The sequence below is a fragment of the Virgibacillus doumboii genome (assembly GCF_902806455.1).
Classification (GTDB): Bacteria; Bacillota; Bacilli; order Bacillales; family Amphibacillaceae; genus Lentibacillus; species Lentibacillus doumboii.
This window is the reverse complement of sequence record NZ_CADCWQ010000001.1, coordinates 631575-650634: the sequence shown is the minus strand read 5'-3', so window position 1 is coordinate 650634 and position 19060 is coordinate 631575. Positions and strand designations below refer to the sequence as shown.

The window sequence follows — 19060 nt, the reverse complement described above, 5'->3', positions numbered from 1 at the left end:
TCCATGACCGTGTTTAAACGAGCATGTTTACAAAACCGGACGTTTAAACGTAAAAAAAATACCATCCCCTTTGATGGTATTTTTTAACCTCTCCTATGACGGTGTTTTTTATCCTTTAATCGTCTGTATTAGCCCAATCAATCAGCTTTCGATAAACCGCTTCTTTCTTTTCATCCCCAATATGATAAATATCAAATAGTTCTGCAAGCCACATCCCGTCTGTCGCCAACCGAATAATGGTTGCTTTTATCGGATCAAGCCCATCGTTCTCAATTTCTTCCTGCCATTCAGAATAAAGATGACGAATGGGATCGAGCAATGCGGCATTAACTGCCTTAGCTGCCAGCAAACCGGAGTTCATGTCTTTATTCTGATAGACCTGGTTAAATGTGACATCCACATACGAACGTGTCCATTTACCTTTATCATTGGAATCAATGCTCACGTTATGAGCTATTTTTTCCCTGTAATTGCTTGTCAGATGTTGCACCATTCCCTCGACCATTGCTTCTTTGGACGGAAAATGATAAAGCAAACCGCCTTTACTGATACCAGCCTCTTTCGCCACAGCATCCAGCGTCAAATTAAATATCCCCTGTTCACTGACAATCTTTGATGCAGCATTGAGAATTTCCATTTTTCTTGAACTTCTACCCATCTCTTCACCTTCTTATTAATAGACTCCATATATCTATTACCATACTATCCAGACGGTATATATTCAATCATTAAATTTCCGAACCAGAGGGACAGGTTCACCGGTCCAATCAGGCCTCTAAATACTGGACCGGGGTCCCTGTCCCTCTGGTCCTTATAAAATAAAAAACCGCCAGTTCCAGCAAACCAGCAGCCCATAGGCAACAATGTTATTTACATAATTGGACATAATATAGTGGGTGGCAGTCACCTTAACCAAAAAGTCTATTCAAGTTGATTTGAAAAGACTCAATGATCTTGGAAACAGCCACGGTGCCAATATTAATCAAATCAAATTGCACTTCGTTATTGTGATCCTTGACATATATCATTATGTGATTCTTTATGGGGTCAACAATCCAATATTCTTTGACGCCATTGTTCATATAAAGATTCAATTTCGTAACCATATCATGTGATCTGCTTGAAGGACTCACAATTTCTATAATAAACTCAGGAGGCCCAACTAATTCATTCTCTGTAAAATTATCTGAATCACAAGTAACAAATAAATCCGGAACAACCTTTTTCTTAGCATCATCATCCGTATTATCAAATAACACATCAGTAGGGGCGGAAAATACGTTGCAATCCTTCCCATTGAGTGATTTGTAAAGTTCTCCGTGCAAATAAGAGGAAATTTTTTGATGCTTTATACTTGGGGATGGGGACATATAAATGACGCCATCAATATACTCCAATATTTCATCTGTTTCTTCCCTTGATTTCTCGAACGCTTCATAGGTGCTATGCTTTACATTCAATAAACCCATCTAAAACACCTTCCTTGTTACAATTATAATCAATCCAAACAAAAAAAGAAATTATATTGTAAAAATAAGATGTTATTTATTAAAGTACTGGTTGTTCACATATAGTTTTTAGGGAACCAGAGGGACAGGTTCACCGGTCCAACCAGGCCTCTTCATGCTGGACCAGGGTGCCTGTCCATCTGGTCCTTCTACCGCCTCATAACCCGGATGTCTCCAATGCTTCAGCTATTTCTCTTCTAAAAGCTGAATACCTTGAATATTTGATGCGATATTTCTCTACCAGAGCATGTCCTTCCTGTTTATTTCCCCGGTTAACCATTGTTTCAGCCATTGCGACCAACACTTTCGCTGCTTTATGATAACTTCTCCGATGTTTATTGCTCACAATAGCATCTATCCTGCGCCCGGTTTCATTTCTGCACCATGTTAAGTAAAATTCATCCTGATCTTCTGTTAGATGGATGTTATTTTTTACCCGATTCAGGATTTGATGGTACTTATCCATATCTGTTTCCTGCATGCCAAAAACCCCTCGGGATAGAGCATATCGCCACTGACCTTCGAGAACGTTTGAATAATTATCACCCTTGGACAACACATCCATCAAAAAGGTGAGCATAACCGGTTTAGGATGCGTGCTGTAACTCCATCCCAGAGCACCCTTTCCCTGACACATGTCAAATACTTTCTCATATCTTCCGCCTAAAATAAGCGCGAGAATATATTCCCCTTCATTCATCACGGCATGTCTCTCGTCTGTAAATATGAATATATCACCACGTGTGCTCCCCTCATCCCTTAATTCGTTCATTCTTTTTTCCGCTTCATCTCTGACCTCATCCAAGCAATTTTCTTCTTCCGCCAAAATATAAAGATCCATTAAATATTTCAGGGAAGGATTGGAATGAAAACTTTCCCTTAGGCCTTTTAATTTCAACAAATTATCGTGGAGTTTACCGCCAATTCCTGTCAACTTTTCCGCTATCTCCGCTCTTACTGTAAAATTACCCGGAATTTTTTCCAATCCCTCTATTACAACTTGAAGGACGGATTCCCTATCACCTTCCCTTTCCAAAGCTGAAATCCAGTTCAAATATGCTTCTGGGAATTTGTCCGCATAGGTTCTCGCAAAATCCGTGATGGCAGGAATGCCCCCTTCAAGAAAAACTGCTTCCCGAAGTAACTGGTTAACATGGGAAGGCGGCTTTTCCTTTAAACATTCAATCCAATCTGCCAAAAAATCATGAAAGTCCGGCAATGAAGCATCCAATGAATCACTGACATCTGTAAGGGTAATCTTCGGTAAAACCAGAAATCCTAGTTCATTCATCGCTTCATATAACAAATGTACCCGATCACTTGCTTCAGCGTTCAAATAAACCGACCTGAAAAAAAGCGAAATATGTTCACGAAGATCAACTTCCAGCATGTTGTTGCTATTCAAATCCCCCGGAAGATACCCCGGTTCCTCCCCCAATTCCAATACGGCAAACAATTTTCTGTACGCTTTTTCTGCAGTATCATGATGTCCTTCCCGAAGCAGGTTTCTGGCCCCCAGGAAAAAGCTGTCCATTTCCCCTGCCCAACTCTCATCACCAAAATCGCGTTCTTCCAACAAGTCTGCATCCCATCCGTACCCATCAACATAGGCACCCTCTTCCACAGCCTCAGCAAAAGCCTCAATCTCATTCAGCAGCGCATCCGCGTCAACGCCAGCCAGCTCGTCCTGTTTGTTCAGTTTCAATTTATTCAAAAAATCCAGCCGCTTATCCGGGTGTTCTGCAGCTGCCCACTCCATAATCAGACTTCGGAGCTCCTCTGCCGAAAACCCAGCCAGCCGCTGCCGCACTTCATTCATAAAGATTTTATAGCTTAGTCTTGCCATCCCAATCCAAACTCCCTTCTATTTTAAAATCTATCAAAAGTCCATCTGATTTGCGAGATGTCTTTTCGTTCAATTTCCTACAGTGGACAAAATCCTGAATATTCATGTATCATCGAAAAGAGAGAGATTAAACATAAAGGAGAAACCTCTATGCCAAAATTAGGTACAGAAGAACGTCCTGTCATCGTTAAAACCAACTCTCAAAGAAAAATTGACAAGATTACTGCAGTCTGCGATTTTTATGAATTAAAGTTTATTGTTGGGATTGAAATTGATGAAGATTTGACAGATTTGAAAAGAGCAGTAAAAAATAAACTGGAACCCTTTAACCCTTACAGTGAATGTATAATATTACATTTATTTTAATCAATTTATTGTGGGTGGCTAAACCCTATTTCCGAGTAAGGAGAACATTCACAGTTGTTATTCCCATTCATTCTCTTGCATAAGAATTTGTTTGTACAATGGCTTTCCAATTCTGTAATCATTAGCAATAAGGAAATCCAGATAAGGCTTAACCCTATCGATTTTCTTTTGTGACTTTGCCAAACGAAGAATGCCCAGGGTGCCAATAGGCGTGAGGAAAAAGTTTTTTGCCATATTTCTTGCCGCTCTTTCGTCTATTAAAACAAAACTTGCATCTAATTCTTTTCCACCTATAATTGTTTCCAGCTCTCCAAAATGAAGTTTTGCATACATTCGTGCCACAAGTTCCTTATCTTTCACAGAATACAGGATTATCTTTTCATCATTCACAGCTTCAACGATCTCTCTTCTTCCAAAATCATTTTCGTCAAAACTGGATGTTAATTCCTTAAAAACCGCTTCTGGAACATACACTTTATCAAATAACTCCCATAATATTGATAATTTTTCAATCATGGATAATGCAATAACAGGGCTTGTGTTTGTAATAATTGTTCTCATTTATTCCGACCCATCCTTATATTTTTGGATAGCCGTTTCGTCATCTTTAATATGTTCCGGGGTATATTCCATCCATGGAATTTTTTTGTTGCGAAGGACATCTATAAAGTTTACCAAAGGCATTCCTGCAAGTTTAGCTGCACGTTCCAGTGTGACGGTTCCATCAACGAACATACCAATAACTAGTGATAACCGTACTTTTTCATCAATGTTTTTTCCGTTGACACTCTTATCAAGTATTTGAATGATTTCATTAGGCAGCCGAACATTCGTATCGTTCTTATCTAACATATTGCTTCTCCTTTCATTTTTTATTTGTTCTAATTATTTTATCATAAACATAATTAAACTCATTGGCTTTAAAACTTTTTTAGTTAATAAAACTCCACTGAATAAAATAGGAAGGAATACGTTGAGATAGTTGAGGTTAAAGTAAATCAAGTGCTTTTCAGACTTTTCTTCCCATAAAACATCATAATATTCTTTTCCTTTCATAATTGATTCCACCCACTGATAAGCTCTTCCCACATCTGGGAGGACCAGTCATTAACACATTGCGGAATGGAGGTCTGAACCAGTTTCCTATGACAAAAATATACCTTCAAGTTCTACAGAAAGTCCTTCAAAAAGAAAGGATTGCGCAATTTCGGGTGGTTTGCACATGGTGGTTTGTTTGATTTTATGATCTTGAAAATGGTAAATGATTGCTTTCTTTTCAGATGGATCAACAACCCAATATTCCTGGACGCCGCATTCCATATAAAGGTCCAGCTTCTTGACCAGGTCCTTGCCCTGTGTACTTTCTGATAACACTTCAACCACGAGAGACGGAACCCCGGTATAATAATCCTGGTCATTTAAATGATCATCCAAATCGCAAATAACCATTAAGTCTGGCTGCACAACACAGGGAGTATCATCATTCGGTCGCTTGAGATGAATATCAAAGGGTGCTGTAAACGGAGTGCATGGACTGTCTTGAAAATAATTAAATAAAAGGCCAAACAACGTTCCAACAGCATACTGATGACCTGTCCTTGGTGAAGCCAGCAAATAAATCTCGCCGTCAATATATTCATATCGGGTTTCCTCATTACGGGTTAATTCCAGAAACTTCTCATACGTCGCCTTCTTTGGTTTCACATGATAAGGCAAAGACTTTTCGCGCGCGGTGCTTTCCTGATACGTTGCCTCAGAATCCCTTTCCACCCCCTGCAATCTCGCAACCTCAATACCGTTGCGGGTAACGATAACTTCCTCTTTAGCCGCAATCATTAAATACTTTCCAAAATTATTCTGCACCTCGGTTGTACTGACAATCATATTGCTTCACCTGCCATCATTAATATTAGCTAATTTAGCTAATTTAATCATATCCAACCGATAAGTTTCATGCAAACCTTTGACCCAGCAATGGTCCAGAGGGACAGGTTCCCCGGTCCACATCCAATCTATGGATATAGTATTGAATCCTTCGCTCATTTTGTTTGAAAACTTCCTGGAATGTAAACTTGTTTTCAGCCATGCCTGTATCCATCTTGTTTCTATTTATGAGAAATACTCTCCTCATTACTATAATCGTTTGAAGTTGGGTTTTGGTGGCATGGAAAAAAATATTTTTATAAATTTTTTCAAAATGGGCAATAAACCCTGCAAATATAACTGATTTTCCGTATTAAAAATAAATTATACAGACAATGCCACTTTTTTTTGGATTGGATTCGATTGTATTAGTGAAGGGGGTGCATGGCTAGCTGGAAAAAATCATTCCTGCTTTGAGTAATACAGTCAGAGGAACAAACACACCCCCGCCTATCCATGTTTGATTTCATATTTAGAGTGAAACACTGTATACAAAGGTAAAAATGAAAGGATGAGAAAGATGCTGGAAATAACAGGCGAGAACCAGGGTGAGATTTTGGAAGTGACGACTGAGGGAACCGCGACACAGGATGACTTGCAAACATTCGAGGAAGCTTTAAAGGCTAAGAAACTTCAGGAAGAACCTCTCAACATCCTGTTTGTTTTCAAGAACATTGACGGCAACACGCCAAAAGCAATGCTGCAAGGATGGAAAATTGTTACCCATCTGAAAAGCATAAAGAAAAGCGCCATTGTAGCGGATGAAACGTTTGTGGGACTTAACGAAAAAGTTGAAAAGCTCATACCGGGAGTGGAAATAGCCCAGTATCAACTGGAAGAACTGGAAGCAGCAAAAGAATGGCTTCGTGCGGATTAAAAGAGGAAGAGTCTCATTGTCCCATCCCAAACTTGGATCGGACAATTAGACTGCCCAAAACCACTTTTGGATGAATGCCTATCACTTAGGGAAATAGCAAGGGAATGATATGCAATGCAATCACATTTAACATGAAAAGAAACGCGGTACCGGCCAACAAATGGACACCCGTCGGAAACCCTATACGAAATATTTTCCAGATACTTAGCGTTATAGGGGTTGACTCCAATACCCCAACTATTATCTGACAATTCACTCATTCCTGCTAAAAATTTCCGCCCCGTGACAGTCGATATGTTCTGTCAGCTTTTCATTTGTCAGCTTGTCATAATGGAGGACATCAAAAAAGTATGGTAACGGCAGTTCTTCATTTAGGGTTTCGCTTACTTTTGCCACCGTATTCGCTGTCACTTTACTCCCGCTGATTGCAAGATCAACATCCGAACCTTTTTTATAATTTCCTAATGCCCTGCTTCCAAAAAGAAAAGCATTTTCAATTTCATCGATATTTTTTATCGCCTCAGTGATCAGCTTCATATCTTTTTCCAACAAACCATACATGTCTAATACTCCTTTAACAATCTTTCGTGCAAATGTTTTATGACAGGTAAATATGTACCAGTTATTTCGTCAACAAATTGTTTAGCCATTTCCTCATCATAAGTATGCGTAGTCAAATTTCGTTTGGCAAGAGCATCCATCCATACGTGTACATCTTTGATCAAATCCGCCTGATACGCTAATTTGATTGCGTCCCTTGGGCTTTTAATTATATAGCCCTGCACCTCCAAATAATCTTTTTGCAGCTTCCAGGATAATTCAAATGTCATTTTGAAAAATTGAATAATACCAGCACGCTCCAACTCGTTTTCAATATTGGAATTAGCATATTTTTCCAACAGTTTAAATGAACGCTCAAAGTTTTCAAATCGCTGCCGCCACCGCACATCCTTTGAAACCATACTCCTATCCCCAATTCACAACTTATTATGTTTATGATAAATGAATTATGATATTTTCACAAAGCGTTCCGGTATCTGAGCAGAAACTTAGTACGTATAAACTAAATACCCTCTGCTTTCTCCAAGTAAAAAATGACTGCCAATTGATGGACAAAATGGCAGTCATTTCAGGTTTCCTGGCGGTTAATTTTTCTTGTTACTGTTCGGCTGACTCGGAGCATCAGACTGACCTTTTTTCTCATAATACTTGGCATCCGGATTATAAAGTCTGTTTTCGTTAGCCTGATCCTTCTTATTCTTATTGGTTGCCACCTGTTATCACCTCAGCAGTTATTGTGTGCAATAACTCTAAACCGATACCTGGAACTAGAGAGACAGGTTCACCGGTTCAATCAGTCCTCTTAATACTGGACCAGGGTGCCTGTCCCTCTGGTCCCCCTTTTTGTTTACCGGTTTTTGATTTCCATGTACGTAATCTTTATGGTTCTGGGCGAAGAGATAAGGTTGAATTGTTGAATCTACAGCGTGTTAATTTGACAATTTAAATCATTCCCTCATTTAAACATCATTGTTCTAAATGTTTGTTCAATAAGGCAGGAATGTAAAATCTTGAGTGAAAAAATGGGATTTTCGTAAAGACCAGCAGCTGCTATTGATACAATATTTGGTCCAGAAGATAGATGAGAAAGAAAGATCCTCCCCAAATGAAGTTCAATTTGTTGAAGCATTTTTTAGTGTAGGTAATGTAGCAGTTATTTCATGCCCATTGTAGTCTTAATACGATGAATATCAACCTTGTTTGCCCAAGTGTCGTCTCGCACAAGCTCCAATTTTACAGAATGGTCATCCAGCGCACCTTTTAAGGCACTGAATTCTTTCGTATTTGCAATTTTCATTCCATCGATTTCTGCTGTTAAGTACTCTTGACCGGACTGTAAAGCACGCAAAATCTGTCCATGCTCTTTTAATGTTTCCCCTTGCAATTCCAATTTTTGCTCAAAACCATCCATCCGCTTGTCCATTCCATCAAAGCGCTGGTCCATTCTATCTAAGCGATGGTCTATGCCGTCGAAGCGCTGGTCCATTCCATCTAAGCGTTTGTCTATGCCATCAAAGCGCTGGTCCATGCCGTCTAGCCTTCCATTAATTGACTCCAGCATCCCAATAATCTTATCTTCTTTTTCCAATTAATTCACCTCCCTTCATCTTTTATTTAGTATAACATATTTCCCTGCTGATAATGTCGATTTTTATATGACATATGTATAATTCAAGATTCAATGTCTGTAATAAAACATCCTGCTATATTTTTAGAATTATAGAAGGAAGATTTTCGGCAGCTGCCGAAAATCAACATTATTGATGAGATAGTGTGGGATGGAATATTGTTGTTCGAGTTGGGGTGGTTATTGCGCGAGTTACCTTGTACGTCGCGCGAGCTGAGTCGGATGACGCGCGTGTTTGGATGTTTATCGCGCGAGTTAAAGCCAATATTGCGCGTGTCCGGATAACTATTGCGCGAGTTTAGCTTTTGTGGCGCGAGTACAGACAATTATCGCGCGACCTATAGTCGACGTGCATATTTTGAAACCCAACGTTTGCGCTCTTTTTGATAAATCAAGCCACTATTCCTTAACAGCCTTGTTGCTGTACTTCGGGATGTTAAGCACAGCCAGCGCATGCATTCTTTATTAGTAATATATGGATTTATCAACAGTAGGTAATCTGAAATAGCCTTAAGATGTGCGTTGCGCGATTTGCAGGTACATTTTTTACATATCCATCCATCGTACACCCGCTCCATCCCCAGCATATTGCACGCCGGACAAATGACCCCGGGAGACAGGTCTGATGATTTGATACCAAAATCTTTCATAATATCCAGATCAAATTCACCGCAGGCATTCAAAATCATTTTACCTATCTGTCTATCATGTATATTTTTCAAGCCATCCAGTTGTTGTTCTTCTTCCATAATCATAGTTGGAATTCGAGCCCCATGAGCAACCATTTTACCTACTGCCTGTGCGTCACCGATCGCTTTTATGATGGTTGAGGATTCACTGATTGCAACAAAGGGAAAGATAGGGATGTTTGGAAGATTATTTTGGGTGAACCAATTCTGAAGGTGGAATTTTTGATTCTTTACTTGTGTGATTGGATTATCATTTCCTGCTTCCGCTTTTCCATCGTTGCGGATCATTTGATTGAGGTGTGTGTCGAAGGTAATCGTGCCGCTAAGGTTTTTCGAGTCAACAATGTGGATAGCATGCTTGGAAGCGAGAAGTGAGTCAACTTGCACATTTTTCCCATTCACCCGCAAGTAAACATCCTGAATAATCGTATGTGTTCCGGCCAAATACTCCAAAAAATAATCAACTTCCAATTCCCCATCGTACCCCTTTTGTCTGGATTCAGCGTCTTTTTTCATCTTTGATAAACGCGGAAACCGGGGTGACAGCCGCGGTATTGCCGCTTCCAGCTTTTTCAGTGGCAGCGGCTTGTCACGTTTTTTTATAATCATATTTACTTCTCCCCCTTATACGTATTAAGCCTATAATATACTGAAATATTACATCTGAAAAATTGATAAAATTTATTTTTGACGCAGTAAATTCGTATTGAAATATGAATTTACTAAGCGCGACTGAGAATTATTGAATAGGTTTAAAATTGAATTTTAGTATTTTACCGGGTTGCATCTTTTTTTGCACGTATTAGACTGATTACCGCGCGCGATCCTTCTGTTATTGCGCAACTTGACCTTCCCGTCGCGCGAGTTCTCTCTTTATTGCGCGACCTGCACTCCCCATCGCGCGAGTTCTCTCCTTATTGCGCGACCTGCACTCCCCGTCGCGCGAGTTCTCTCCTTATTGCGCGACTTGACCTTCCCGTCGCGCGAGTCCTCTCCTTTATCGCGCGTCCTGACCTCCTCGTCGCGCGAGTCCGCGACCTGCCCACTTATCGCGCGACTCATCCCATCCAAATCCCAAACACTTCACCCAAATAATCATCATAATATTCGGACAGGCACATAGGATGTCTAAAAGAGGTGATTTGAAGCTGTTGTTTCGGGTGACTAAGAATATAACAAAGGAGGAATGTAAGAGGTGGACAAGAAAATAAAGCTTATATTTATTGCCATTATTTCCATCGGATTACTTGCTGCTTGCGGGTCAAGTAACAGCGGCAGTGGAAGTGGAGAGGGAGAAACTTATTCGGTTGCTACAGACGCAAATTTTCAGCCATTTGAGTGGAAGAACCCGGATACTGGCGAAATGGAAGGGTTTGACATTGACTTAATGCGGGCTATAGCTGAAGAACAAGGCTTTAATGTAGAATTTGAAACGATGGCATTTGATGGATTGCTTGCATCCATGCGAACAGGGAAGAATGATATCGGTATTGCGGGTATTTCTATTACGGAGGAGCGTGATGAGTTCATTGACTTCTCGGAAAAATACTATGATTCCGGTTTAATACTTGCGGTTCCTGTTGATTCAGATATTGAATCAATCGAGGACGTTGATGGAATAAAAGTTGGATCACGTCAGGGTTCGACAAGTAATGAGTACTTAAAAGCAAATACAGACGCTGAGGTTCAGGCGTATCCACAGATTGTTACGGCATATGAGGACTTGAAAAAAGGACGTCTTGATGCTGTTTTATATGATCTGCCAAACGTTAAATATTATATTAAGGAAAATGCTCAGGATGAACTAAAAACAGTAGGCAAAGTATTGGAAGGCCAGCCATATGGTATTGCAATGCCGGAAGGATCAGACCTTGTCGATTCTGTTAATGAAGGCTTAGCTGCAGTGAAGGAAAATGGAACATATGCTGAAATCTATAATAAGTGGTTTGGAACGGAACCACCGGAATTGGAATAATCAACTGAATCAGGCGTAACAAGTGACAGCTTGTTACGCTGCTTTATTAAGGGGAGCGATATAAAATGCTATATACTACTTTTTGGGACTCAGCATATATTCAAAGTTTACCTTTCTTATTAGACGGCCTGAAGATAACAGTTGCTATAACAGTTATTGGCCTTATCTTTGGAATGATAATCGGAGCGTTAGCTGGTTTGGGAAAACTCGCCAAAAACAAGTTGATCAGAGGGTTTTGGTCGGTATATGTTGAAATTGTTCGCGGGACGCCTATACTGGCACAGGCACTATTTCTTTATTTCGGTATATCTGAAGATTTAATCGGTTTAAACATAACTTCTTTTACTGCGGGTGTCATTGCGATTGCCGTTAATGCCGGGGCGTATATTGCTGAAATTGTTCGCGGGGCGGTCTATTCGATTGATAAAGGACAACATGAAGCAGGAAGGTCGATGGGGCTAACTGAACGCCAAACAATGCGTTACATTATTTGGCCGCAAGCATTTAAACGAATGATTCCACCGCTTGGCAACCAATTTATTATCAGCTTAAAGGATACATCCGTATTTTCGGTGATTGTAGTCCACGATATCGTATTCATGGCACGGGAATACTACAATGCAACATTTGAAATCTTTGAAACACTGGTTATGGTTTGCCTGCTTTACTTATGTATCACTGTGCCAACAGCACTTTATTTGAATAGACTGGAAAGGAAGCTGGATGTCTAATGATTACAGTAAAAAATTTGCATAAATCGTTCGGTGACTTAGAAGTGTTAAAAGGGATAGATACAACTGTGGATAAAAGCGAAGTTGTCTGTGTAATCGGCCCATCCGGATCTGGCAAAAGTACGTTTCTTCGGTGTCTGAACCTGCTTGAAGATATAACAGAAGGAGAAGTCACAATTGACGGGGAACGATTAACAGATCCCAACGTCAACATTAACGAGGTCCGTTCGCAGGTGGGTATGGTTTTTCAGCATTTTAATTTATTCCCGCACAAAACGGTTTTGGAAAATATCACACTAGGCCCAATAAAAGTAAAGAACCTTTCGGAAAACGAAGCTAATGAAAGTGCCCTTACCCTTCTTGACAAAGTGGGGTTGTCCGATAAAGCGGATAAATATCCAGACAGTCTTTCCGGAGGGCAGAAACAACGTGTAGCAATTGCCCGATCACTTGCCATGGAACCCAAAGTGATGCTGTTTGATGAGCCAACATCTGCTCTTGACCCTGAATTGGTAGGGGATGTGCTGGAGGTAATGAAGGATCTTGCACAGGAAGGAATGACAATGGTTGTCGTCACACATGAGATGGGTTTCGCCAAAGAAGTAGGGCACCGCGTATTATTTATGGATGAAGGCATTATTATGGAAGAAGGCAAACCATTGCAAATCTTTGAAGACCCCCAAGACCCCCGCACACAATCTTTCTTAAGTAAAATTTTATAGGAAAGTACTTTTTTACGAATAAAATGAGGGGGAATGAATGAAAATGATTGTAAAATCACTTGAAGATATAGCAGGAACAAAAGATGAAACATCTGCTGAAAACTGGATTAGCCGCAGATTTATTTTAAGTAAAGAAAAGGTTGGTTTCAGTTTGAATGACACTATCATCAAAGCAGGAACAGATAATTATTTTTGGTATAAAAACCATATAGAAGCGGTTTACTGCATTGAAGGGGAAGGAGAAATAGAAGCGGTGGAAACTGGTGACGTCTATCAAATCAAACCAGGAACGATGTATCTTTTAAATGATCATGACAAACACAGACTCCATGCACGAACACAACTGCGCATGGTATGTGTATTTAACCCTCCTCTCACCGGAACTGAAACACATAATGAGGAAGGCGTGTACCCCTTGCTGACGGAATGAGATAGCGGGGGGCGTCTCCCGCTATTGTGGTGTTCTCCCCCGACTTTATGGTGCTCTCTCCCGAGTTTGCGGTCCTCTCTCCCGACTTCGTGCTGCGCTCTCCCGACTTTGCAGCTTACCTCCAATCACACTTCAGTGTAACGCCTGACTTCAGCATTTTGACCGAACGACTAAATGTGTTATTATACAACGTATGTGCGCAATTGACTGCACTAAAAAAAAGGAAAGTAGGCGAAATTATTAAATCAGCTAATTTTACTGTAAAACTAGGTTTGTTAAGTCTGGCACTTATCTTAGTTTTATCTGCATGCAACGGGAACGAGAAGGAAGATAACAGCAATCAGGAAAAGCAGAATGAAGACGAACAAACAAGCATAACAATCGGATTGGACCCATACGATTATGCAACGGTTCCGGCTTATCTTTCCAAGGAAATACTGGAGCAGGAAGGTTATGAAGTGGAAATTAAAGAGGGTCAGGTTGGCATATTATATCAAGCGTTGGCCGATGAGGGTATTGATGCATTTATTGATATCTGGTCACCCAACCTGCATAGTTCCTATTTAGAAAAATATGAAGGGGATTTTGAAGTTGCGGGCACGCTTTATTCAGAAATGCCGCTTGGTGTAGCCGTCCCAACGTACATGGAAGATGTCAATTCTATTCCGGATCTGAAAAAATATCGTGATAAATTTGATGGGAAAGTGTATGCAATCGACCCAGGAAGCGGTATGGCAAAAACCACCAAGAAAATGGTCGAAGCTTATAATATGGATAATTTTGAAATTAAAAACAGCAGCACCGCCCCAATGCTTGCTCAGGTAAAGAAAGCAACTAATAACAAAGAAGGCGTTGTTTTTAACGCTTGGCGCCCCCATCCAATGTTTAAGAATTTTGATATTAAATTTTTGGAAGATCCCAAAAATGTTTGGAAATTGGATGATGTGCAAATTGGTGTTACTAAGGATTTAAAAGAAAAATCACCTACAGCGTATACACTGTTTTCCAATATGAAACTGACACTGGATATGGTCGAGAAATGGCAAATCGGGCTCAATTCAGAAGAAAAAGAACCTGAAGAATTAGCAAAAGATTGGGTTAAAGAAAATCAGGATAAAGTTAATAAATGGTTAGAAAAATAGTGTTACAACAGCGGCCGCATCCAAAATAAAGGATAGCGGCCGCTGTTTTTTCCTTCCTTCTTCTCACTCACTGTCAGCTGGTTCCCGGTCATCCTCCACATCTGCCGCGGATTCAGACTCATCAGAACTCTTAGTTGCCGATGCCTCCTGGTAATGTTTTTGCTTCTGGGCACCAAAATGATCGGCGTTTCCGCGGGATACATAGCTCTCAAGCATCGCCTTCAAATCCATGCCTGTCGTTTCCTTCAATGATTCCTGAATGCTGAGCATTGTTGAGGTCACATTATTGGCGACTTTCGACGATCCGCCCTTAGAATCACTGCCGCCCATATCGATCACTTTCATATCCTGAATCTGAGAAATTGGTGCTGACACTTTCTCTGCGTACTCAGGCAGGACATTGATCAGCATTTCCACAATCGCTGCCTCACCGTATTTTTCCATAGCCTCAGCCATGCGCTCTTTTGACTCGGCTTCAGCAATACCGCGCTGGCGGATAACTTCTGCTTCGGATTCACCTTTGATACGCTCTTTCTCCGCATCTGCTTCAGCTGCTTTCGTCGTTTTATAGGCTTCCGCATCGGCGATTGAGCGGCGGCGTTTATTTTCTTCCTCCTCCAATTCAACCGCACGCTGTTTCTCGATATATTCGACCTTTAATTCTTCATCTTTCACCTGCTGGGCAAGCTTTTGCCGTTCCAGTTCACCGGCCTGTTCAGCGTTTGCTCTGGCACGGTTTGTTTCTTTCTGGAATTCGGCTTCCTTAATGTCTTTTTCTTTTTTGGACTGCGCAACAGCTGTCTGGCGGCGGTTTTCTTCATCCTGTGCCTCCTGGTCGTTTTGCGCCTGATAAATCCGTGTTTCTTTTTCCGCGTCAGACTCTGCCTGGTTCGCCAGCTTCTGTACTTCAGCAATATGCGGGCGGCCCAGTGCATCAATGTACCCGTTCTCGACGTCAACATCTTCCACATCATTCAAAGCAAATGATGTAATCTCAAAACCCATGCCTTTCAGGTCCGCCTCGGCAATCTTTTTTACCTGTGTATTGACTTCTTTAAAATCGTTATAGATCTTTTCAATAGAAAGCGAGGCAATAATCGCACGCAGGTGACCATTTAAGACATCCCTTAATTCTGATTCCCGTTCACCCTGCTCTTTACCGAGGAATTTTTCAGCAAAATTGGCCATAATCTCAAGCTCACTGCCGATACTGATGACAGCCGTACTGACCACGCGTACCGGAATACCCTCTTTGGTGTACGCTTTTTCGGAATCAACCTGCAGCTGGAACGAAGTCAAATCAATCGGCGTAGCAGTCTGGAACATGCGTAGACGATAACCGCCGCCACGTATGATTTTAACCGACCGCCCATTTTCATCCTGGAAGACGTTCCGCTCCTTTTCCGGATCACCAAGCTTCGGCCCGGTTACGATAAGCGCCTCATTGGAGCTTGCTGTTTTATACCGGAGCCTGAAAATAATAAATGCAATCGCTCCCCCAACAATGGCCACCACCCCGATAATGGCCAAAATCATTAAAAATAGTGCATCTTGAAACAAAAAAATCCGCTCCCTTGTAAAATATGAATCCAATCCATCAAACTATGTAAATGGACCTATATATAACAATACGATGACAAAGCATATAAAGTTTCAATATTCATATTAATCATTTTTCAGCAGCAGGAAATTCTCCATTTTTACTTTATTCCGGAAAGGTGAGATGTAGAAGCAGAGAAAGCGGTTTTCTTTTTTAATGGAATTGCTGACAAACAAACAAAAGCGCTAAAAATTTTTTGAAATCAAAATTGCTGACGCAACTAAATCACGGCCCAAATAAGAATTAAACAAATTCTGAAAAGATCATTTTGCTGGATTTTAGGAGTTTCATTCTGATCGCTCTCCTTCCTGCTCAGCAATTTCCTTTACAGTCACTAGCCATTACCCCTTTTCTTGGGATATTTAAAAATGGTGTAAAGTGATTGTGGATCAAATTACACAATCAATGAGTGGATGTAATCACAATGCCTTTCCCACAATCTGCAATTGTGCAATTGGACATTATATTGCTATCTCCCAGAATAGTTTTTGAAGGATGCAACTCTATTTTATAACCATTGTAATACATGTTTCCTCTTAACTCTACAAGGTCTTCATTAATAGTGAATTCAAGAGAAATATTTCCCATTCCCCTATTAATCTTTAAACGTCCGGGAGAATATTGCATATCCCATAATTCTTCGTTTTTATATGCAAACCATTCATTATCAACAATTTCAGCAAGCAATTTGTTTTGTCGGTTATAGAACTTCGCATTCAGCAGAGCTTTATTTTCTTCCATTCCTATTGTAATTAATGGATGACCGTCAACTTCCAGCAATATTGGTGTTCTAATATAAATATTAGAACCAACCTTTAACTTCAATGAATTATAATCCCGTAAGAAGAAGTCTTTAGAAATGTGTTCTACATTTCTATTAAACGGTTGGTTTTTTGCGTTATATAGTATATCTTTTGGTATTTCACCACAATCTGCTCTATGGTGGTGCTCCGGGCAAAGAATTACCATTTCCTCTCTATTGTGTGATTTTATTTGGTGAAAAGGTATTATGTGATGATATTCAATTATTGGGCTTCCACATAAAACACAGCCAAATACACCTTCCTGTCTTAATTCTCTTTTTAAAGGTAACGGTATCTGTCGGCCAGTTGACATTTAAATCACCCTAACTTTATAAGGGTAAACGAAAGTATATCCACATAAAAATTGAGCTTGTATTTTGTACTTACATAATTTTATTAAACTCCCTCATTTACCCCAACTATCCCATCCAACAACCCAGTAACCTCCCGCCGCTTCCTACACCCTGTCTTCTTATAAATATTACTAACATGAAACTTCACAGCGTTCCTTGTTAATTGAAGTTTCTGTGCAATTTCATAGTTTCTTATTCCAAGTCGCATGAAGTAGGCGACTTGTATTTCTTTATAGGTTAATGCAAGTTCACTTTCCTGGATACTGGTTGTAAATGATTCAAAACTTGTCTTTTTCATTGCGATGATGCGTTTAACCAACATCTGTTTGATATGATTTGGAACAATATATTGATCTTCCAAAACCGCATATATTGCTTTACTTATGTATTTGTCCAGCTCTTGGGATTTCTCCAGCAAACTGTCTATGTCGCTTTCGAGTATTTGCAGTAAGTAGGATTCTTCTTTTGATGAAGTAGCAGCGATGATTTTAATTTCCGGATGGGTTTTCTTTGTTACATGTACGGTATGTACTATTTCTGACTTATGTATTCCATCAATGTCCAGCAATAAAATATCCGGCTTGGTCAAGTTTATGTCATCTGATGCATATCTGGTATGAATCATATCCATTATCAAGTGAAATGCTGGTTCTTCGTTGATAGCATCCATTAATGACTGGTCCATTCCCTCATTACTTAAACAGCTAACTGTTATCATGATGGTTCCCGCCTATCGAGTATATTTCGATTCCGACATTTTTCGATATCCTGTGACAGTTCCCATCATACTAAAGGCATAGTCATCTTTTTAGTGACTTTTGGAAAAATAAGTAATAAATTCCGTCTAAATACTATTTAAGCAGATTTTTCAAATATTCAATCGCTTTATGTCGTTTGTGGATATTTAGTTTGCTGTAAATTTCACTTATGTAATTCTTTATCGTCCCCTCTCCCAGAAATAACTTTTGAGCAATTTTTTTATTGGAATGCCCGTCCATGAATAAATAGATAATGTCCAATTCTCTTACTGTTAAGTTGATTCCTCGGTTCTCAAGTCTTTTACTTAATATTTGTTTATCATCCAATGTTAATTCTCTTATTTTATCAACGAGAATCTGGGCAACCTCTCCTGATAATACGGGTTGACCTCTTGCTGCATCTCGTATTGATTGAATCAGTCTCTCTGCGTATAGATCCTTGAGTAAAAATCCATCCGCACCAACATTGATTCCGCGAATAACGAGTTCTTCATCGGCCATTGATGTTAACATCACCACTTTTACCCCCGGGTGATTTTCCTTTATATGGACCGTAGTCTTAATCCCATCCATCTCAGGCATATGAATATCCATTAAAACAACATCCGGTTGTTGCTGCTTCAGCATTTCTATGGCTGACCGGCCACATTGAGCCGTTCCTGTCACCTGAATATCATCCGTATTTTTAATTATTGCTTCGACTCCTTCGCGAAACAAACGCTGGTCTTCCACAAGCATAACTTTTATCAAAGCAACAGCCCCTTTATAATTCCAAATAACAGTATTTTTATCTTATATAATACATGGAAACCTATTCAAGAATATGTAACCCCTTTCATAAGGTTACGCCAGAAAAATTCAAAATCGTATACAATAGTTAAAATAATCATAATAACACTAGGTAGGAACGCTTCACATAATTTACAATTGCAGCTGATTACCAGCAGATTCATAGCTTCCAAAATATGTATAAATAGAACTATATCATACATACCCTAAGAACTTTAATATTAAACGGTAAAAGTACCTAATAATAATTATAACAACTGCCAGCTTAGTCGTAACCATTTTTGGGATTACTTTTTAAAGTGACAGCAAAGTAAAAAAGGTAAGATTAGTAAACTTACTAGCCTTTGCTACTGTATTTTA

General features: G+C 39.9%; 23 protein-coding genes. 7 read left to right on the top strand and 16 right to left on the bottom strand.

Annotated elements, in window-relative coordinates; all coding sequences use genetic code 11:
• Positions 1-115 precede the first annotated feature (115 nt).
• From G6R02_RS03095 to G6R02_RS03085, 3 genes are all read right to left on the bottom strand, one after another.
• Positions 116-658, bottom strand: a complete 543-nt coding sequence (locus G6R02_RS03095) for a TetR/AcrR family transcriptional regulator (RefSeq protein WP_164667792.1) — start codon at positions 656-658, stop codon at positions 116-118.
• A gap of 250 nt (positions 659-908) precedes the next feature.
• Positions 909-1469 (bottom strand): Uma2 family endonuclease, encoded by a 561-nt coding sequence (locus G6R02_RS03090; protein WP_164667791.1) that lies wholly within the window; start codon positions 1467-1469, stop codon positions 909-911.
• A 196-nt stretch (positions 1470-1665) separates the two neighbouring features.
• Positions 1666-3354, bottom strand: coding sequence for a hypothetical protein (locus tag G6R02_RS03085; RefSeq protein WP_164667790.1), 1689 nt, complete (start codon positions 3352-3354; stop codon positions 1666-1668).
• Between the two features lie 150 nt (positions 3355-3504).
• Here G6R02_RS03085 and G6R02_RS03080 point away from each other — a divergent pair, with 150 nt between their 5' ends.
• Entirely contained in the window at positions 3505-3720 is a 216-nt protein-coding gene (locus tag G6R02_RS03080) for a DNA-binding protein (protein WP_164667789.1), read from the top strand.
• A gap of 57 nt (positions 3721-3777) precedes the next feature.
• Here the strand turns inward: G6R02_RS03080 and G6R02_RS03075 are convergent, their stop codons facing one another.
• The 4 genes from G6R02_RS03075 to G6R02_RS03060 form a co-directional block, all read right to left on the bottom strand.
• Positions 3778-4281, bottom strand: coding sequence for a PIN domain-containing protein (locus tag G6R02_RS03075; RefSeq protein WP_164667788.1), 504 nt, complete (start codon positions 4279-4281; stop codon positions 3778-3780).
• Positions 4282-4572 carry a UPF0175 family protein gene (locus G6R02_RS03070; RefSeq protein WP_164667787.1) on the bottom strand — a complete coding sequence of 97 codons (291 nt, stop codon included), beginning with the start codon at positions 4570-4572 and terminating at the stop codon, positions 4282-4284. It abuts the gene before it with no gap.
• Between the two features lie 33 nt (positions 4573-4605).
• Complete coding sequence (locus G6R02_RS03065) at positions 4606-4776, bottom strand: hypothetical protein (protein ID WP_164667786.1); 171 nt, start codon at positions 4774-4776, stop codon at positions 4606-4608.
• An 87-nt stretch (positions 4777-4863) separates the two neighbouring features.
• Positions 4864-5604 carry a type II toxin-antitoxin system Phd/YefM family antitoxin gene (locus tag G6R02_RS03060; RefSeq protein ID WP_164667785.1) on the bottom strand — a complete coding sequence of 247 codons (741 nt, stop codon included), beginning with the start codon at positions 5602-5604 and terminating at the stop codon, positions 4864-4866.
• Positions 5605-6163: 559 nt separating this feature from the next.
• Between G6R02_RS03060 and G6R02_RS03055 the strand changes: the two genes are divergently transcribed.
• A complete protein-coding gene (locus G6R02_RS03055; protein WP_164667784.1) occupies positions 6164-6520 on the top strand; it encodes a SpoIIAA family protein in 357 nt (118 codons plus the stop codon).
• A gap of 252 nt (positions 6521-6772) precedes the next feature.
• On the opposite strand, the gene G6R02_RS03050 is transcribed toward G6R02_RS03055, so the two are convergent.
• The 5 genes from G6R02_RS03050 to G6R02_RS03035 form a co-directional block, all read right to left on the bottom strand.
• A complete protein-coding gene (locus tag G6R02_RS03050) occupies positions 6773-7081 on the bottom strand; it encodes a nucleotidyltransferase domain-containing protein (RefSeq protein WP_164667783.1) in 309 nt (102 codons plus the stop codon).
• A gap of 2 nt (positions 7082-7083) precedes the next feature.
• Positions 7084-7482, bottom strand: coding sequence for a nucleotidyltransferase substrate binding protein (locus G6R02_RS03045; protein ID WP_164667782.1), 399 nt, complete (start codon positions 7480-7482; stop codon positions 7084-7086).
• A gap of 183 nt (positions 7483-7665) precedes the next feature.
• A complete protein-coding gene (locus G6R02_RS20225; RefSeq protein WP_281347089.1) occupies positions 7666-7794 on the bottom strand; it encodes a hypothetical protein in 129 nt (42 codons plus the stop codon).
• 440 nt (positions 7795-8234) lie between these two features.
• Positions 8235-8669, bottom strand: coding sequence for a hypothetical protein (locus tag G6R02_RS03040; RefSeq protein WP_164667781.1), 435 nt, complete (start codon positions 8667-8669; stop codon positions 8235-8237).
• Positions 8670-9046: 377 nt separating this feature from the next.
• Positions 9047-10006 carry a nuclease-related domain-containing protein gene (locus G6R02_RS03035; protein WP_164667780.1) on the bottom strand — a complete coding sequence of 320 codons (960 nt, stop codon included), beginning with the start codon at positions 10004-10006 and terminating at the stop codon, positions 9047-9049.
• A 586-nt stretch (positions 10007-10592) separates the two neighbouring features.
• Between G6R02_RS03035 and G6R02_RS03030 the strand changes: the two genes are divergently transcribed.
• The 5 genes from G6R02_RS03030 (at position 10593) to G6R02_RS03010 (ending at position 14397) form a co-directional block, all read left to right on the top strand.
• Positions 10593-11372, top strand: coding sequence for a transporter substrate-binding domain-containing protein (locus G6R02_RS03030; protein ID WP_164667779.1), 780 nt, complete (start codon positions 10593-10595; stop codon positions 11370-11372).
• Between the two features lie 65 nt (positions 11373-11437).
• Positions 11438-12103, top strand: coding sequence for an amino acid ABC transporter permease (locus tag G6R02_RS03025; RefSeq protein ID WP_164667778.1), 666 nt, complete (start codon positions 11438-11440; stop codon positions 12101-12103).
• A complete protein-coding gene (locus G6R02_RS03020; RefSeq protein WP_164667777.1) occupies positions 12103-12825 on the top strand; it encodes an amino acid ABC transporter ATP-binding protein in 723 nt (240 codons plus the stop codon). Before G6R02_RS03025 ends, G6R02_RS03020 begins: the two co-directional genes overlap by 1 nt.
• Before the next feature lie 43 nt (positions 12826-12868).
• Positions 12869-13255 (top strand): ectoine synthase, encoded by a 387-nt coding sequence (locus tag G6R02_RS03015; protein ID WP_164670301.1) that lies wholly within the window; start codon positions 12869-12871, stop codon positions 13253-13255.
• 203 nt (positions 13256-13458) lie between these two features.
• On the top strand, positions 13459-14397 hold the full coding sequence (locus G6R02_RS03010; protein WP_164667776.1) for a glycine betaine ABC transporter substrate-binding protein: 939 nt from the start codon (positions 13459-13461) through the stop codon (positions 14395-14397).
• A 63-nt stretch (positions 14398-14460) separates the two neighbouring features.
• Here G6R02_RS03010 and G6R02_RS03005 read toward each other — a convergent pair whose 3' ends face one another.
• The 4 genes from G6R02_RS03005 to G6R02_RS02990 all read right to left on the bottom strand — a co-directional run bounded on the left by G6R02_RS03005 (position 14461) and on the right by G6R02_RS02990 (position 18661).
• A complete protein-coding gene (locus G6R02_RS03005) occupies positions 14461-15933 on the bottom strand; it encodes a flotillin family protein (RefSeq protein WP_425509060.1) in 1473 nt (490 codons plus the stop codon).
• Positions 15934-16399: 466 nt separating this feature from the next.
• Positions 16400-17113: an HNH endonuclease gene (locus G6R02_RS03000; RefSeq protein WP_164667774.1), complete on the bottom strand. Its 714-nt coding sequence runs from the start codon at positions 17111-17113 to the stop codon at positions 16400-16402.
• A gap of 83 nt (positions 17114-17196) precedes the next feature.
• On the bottom strand, positions 17197-17871 hold the full coding sequence (locus G6R02_RS02995; protein ID WP_164667773.1) for a LuxR C-terminal-related transcriptional regulator: 675 nt from the start codon (positions 17869-17871) through the stop codon (positions 17197-17199).
• 133 nt (positions 17872-18004) lie between these two features.
• Positions 18005-18661: a response regulator gene (locus tag G6R02_RS02990; RefSeq protein ID WP_164667772.1), complete on the bottom strand. Its 657-nt coding sequence runs from the start codon at positions 18659-18661 to the stop codon at positions 18005-18007.
• Positions 18662-19060 lie beyond the last annotated feature (399 nt).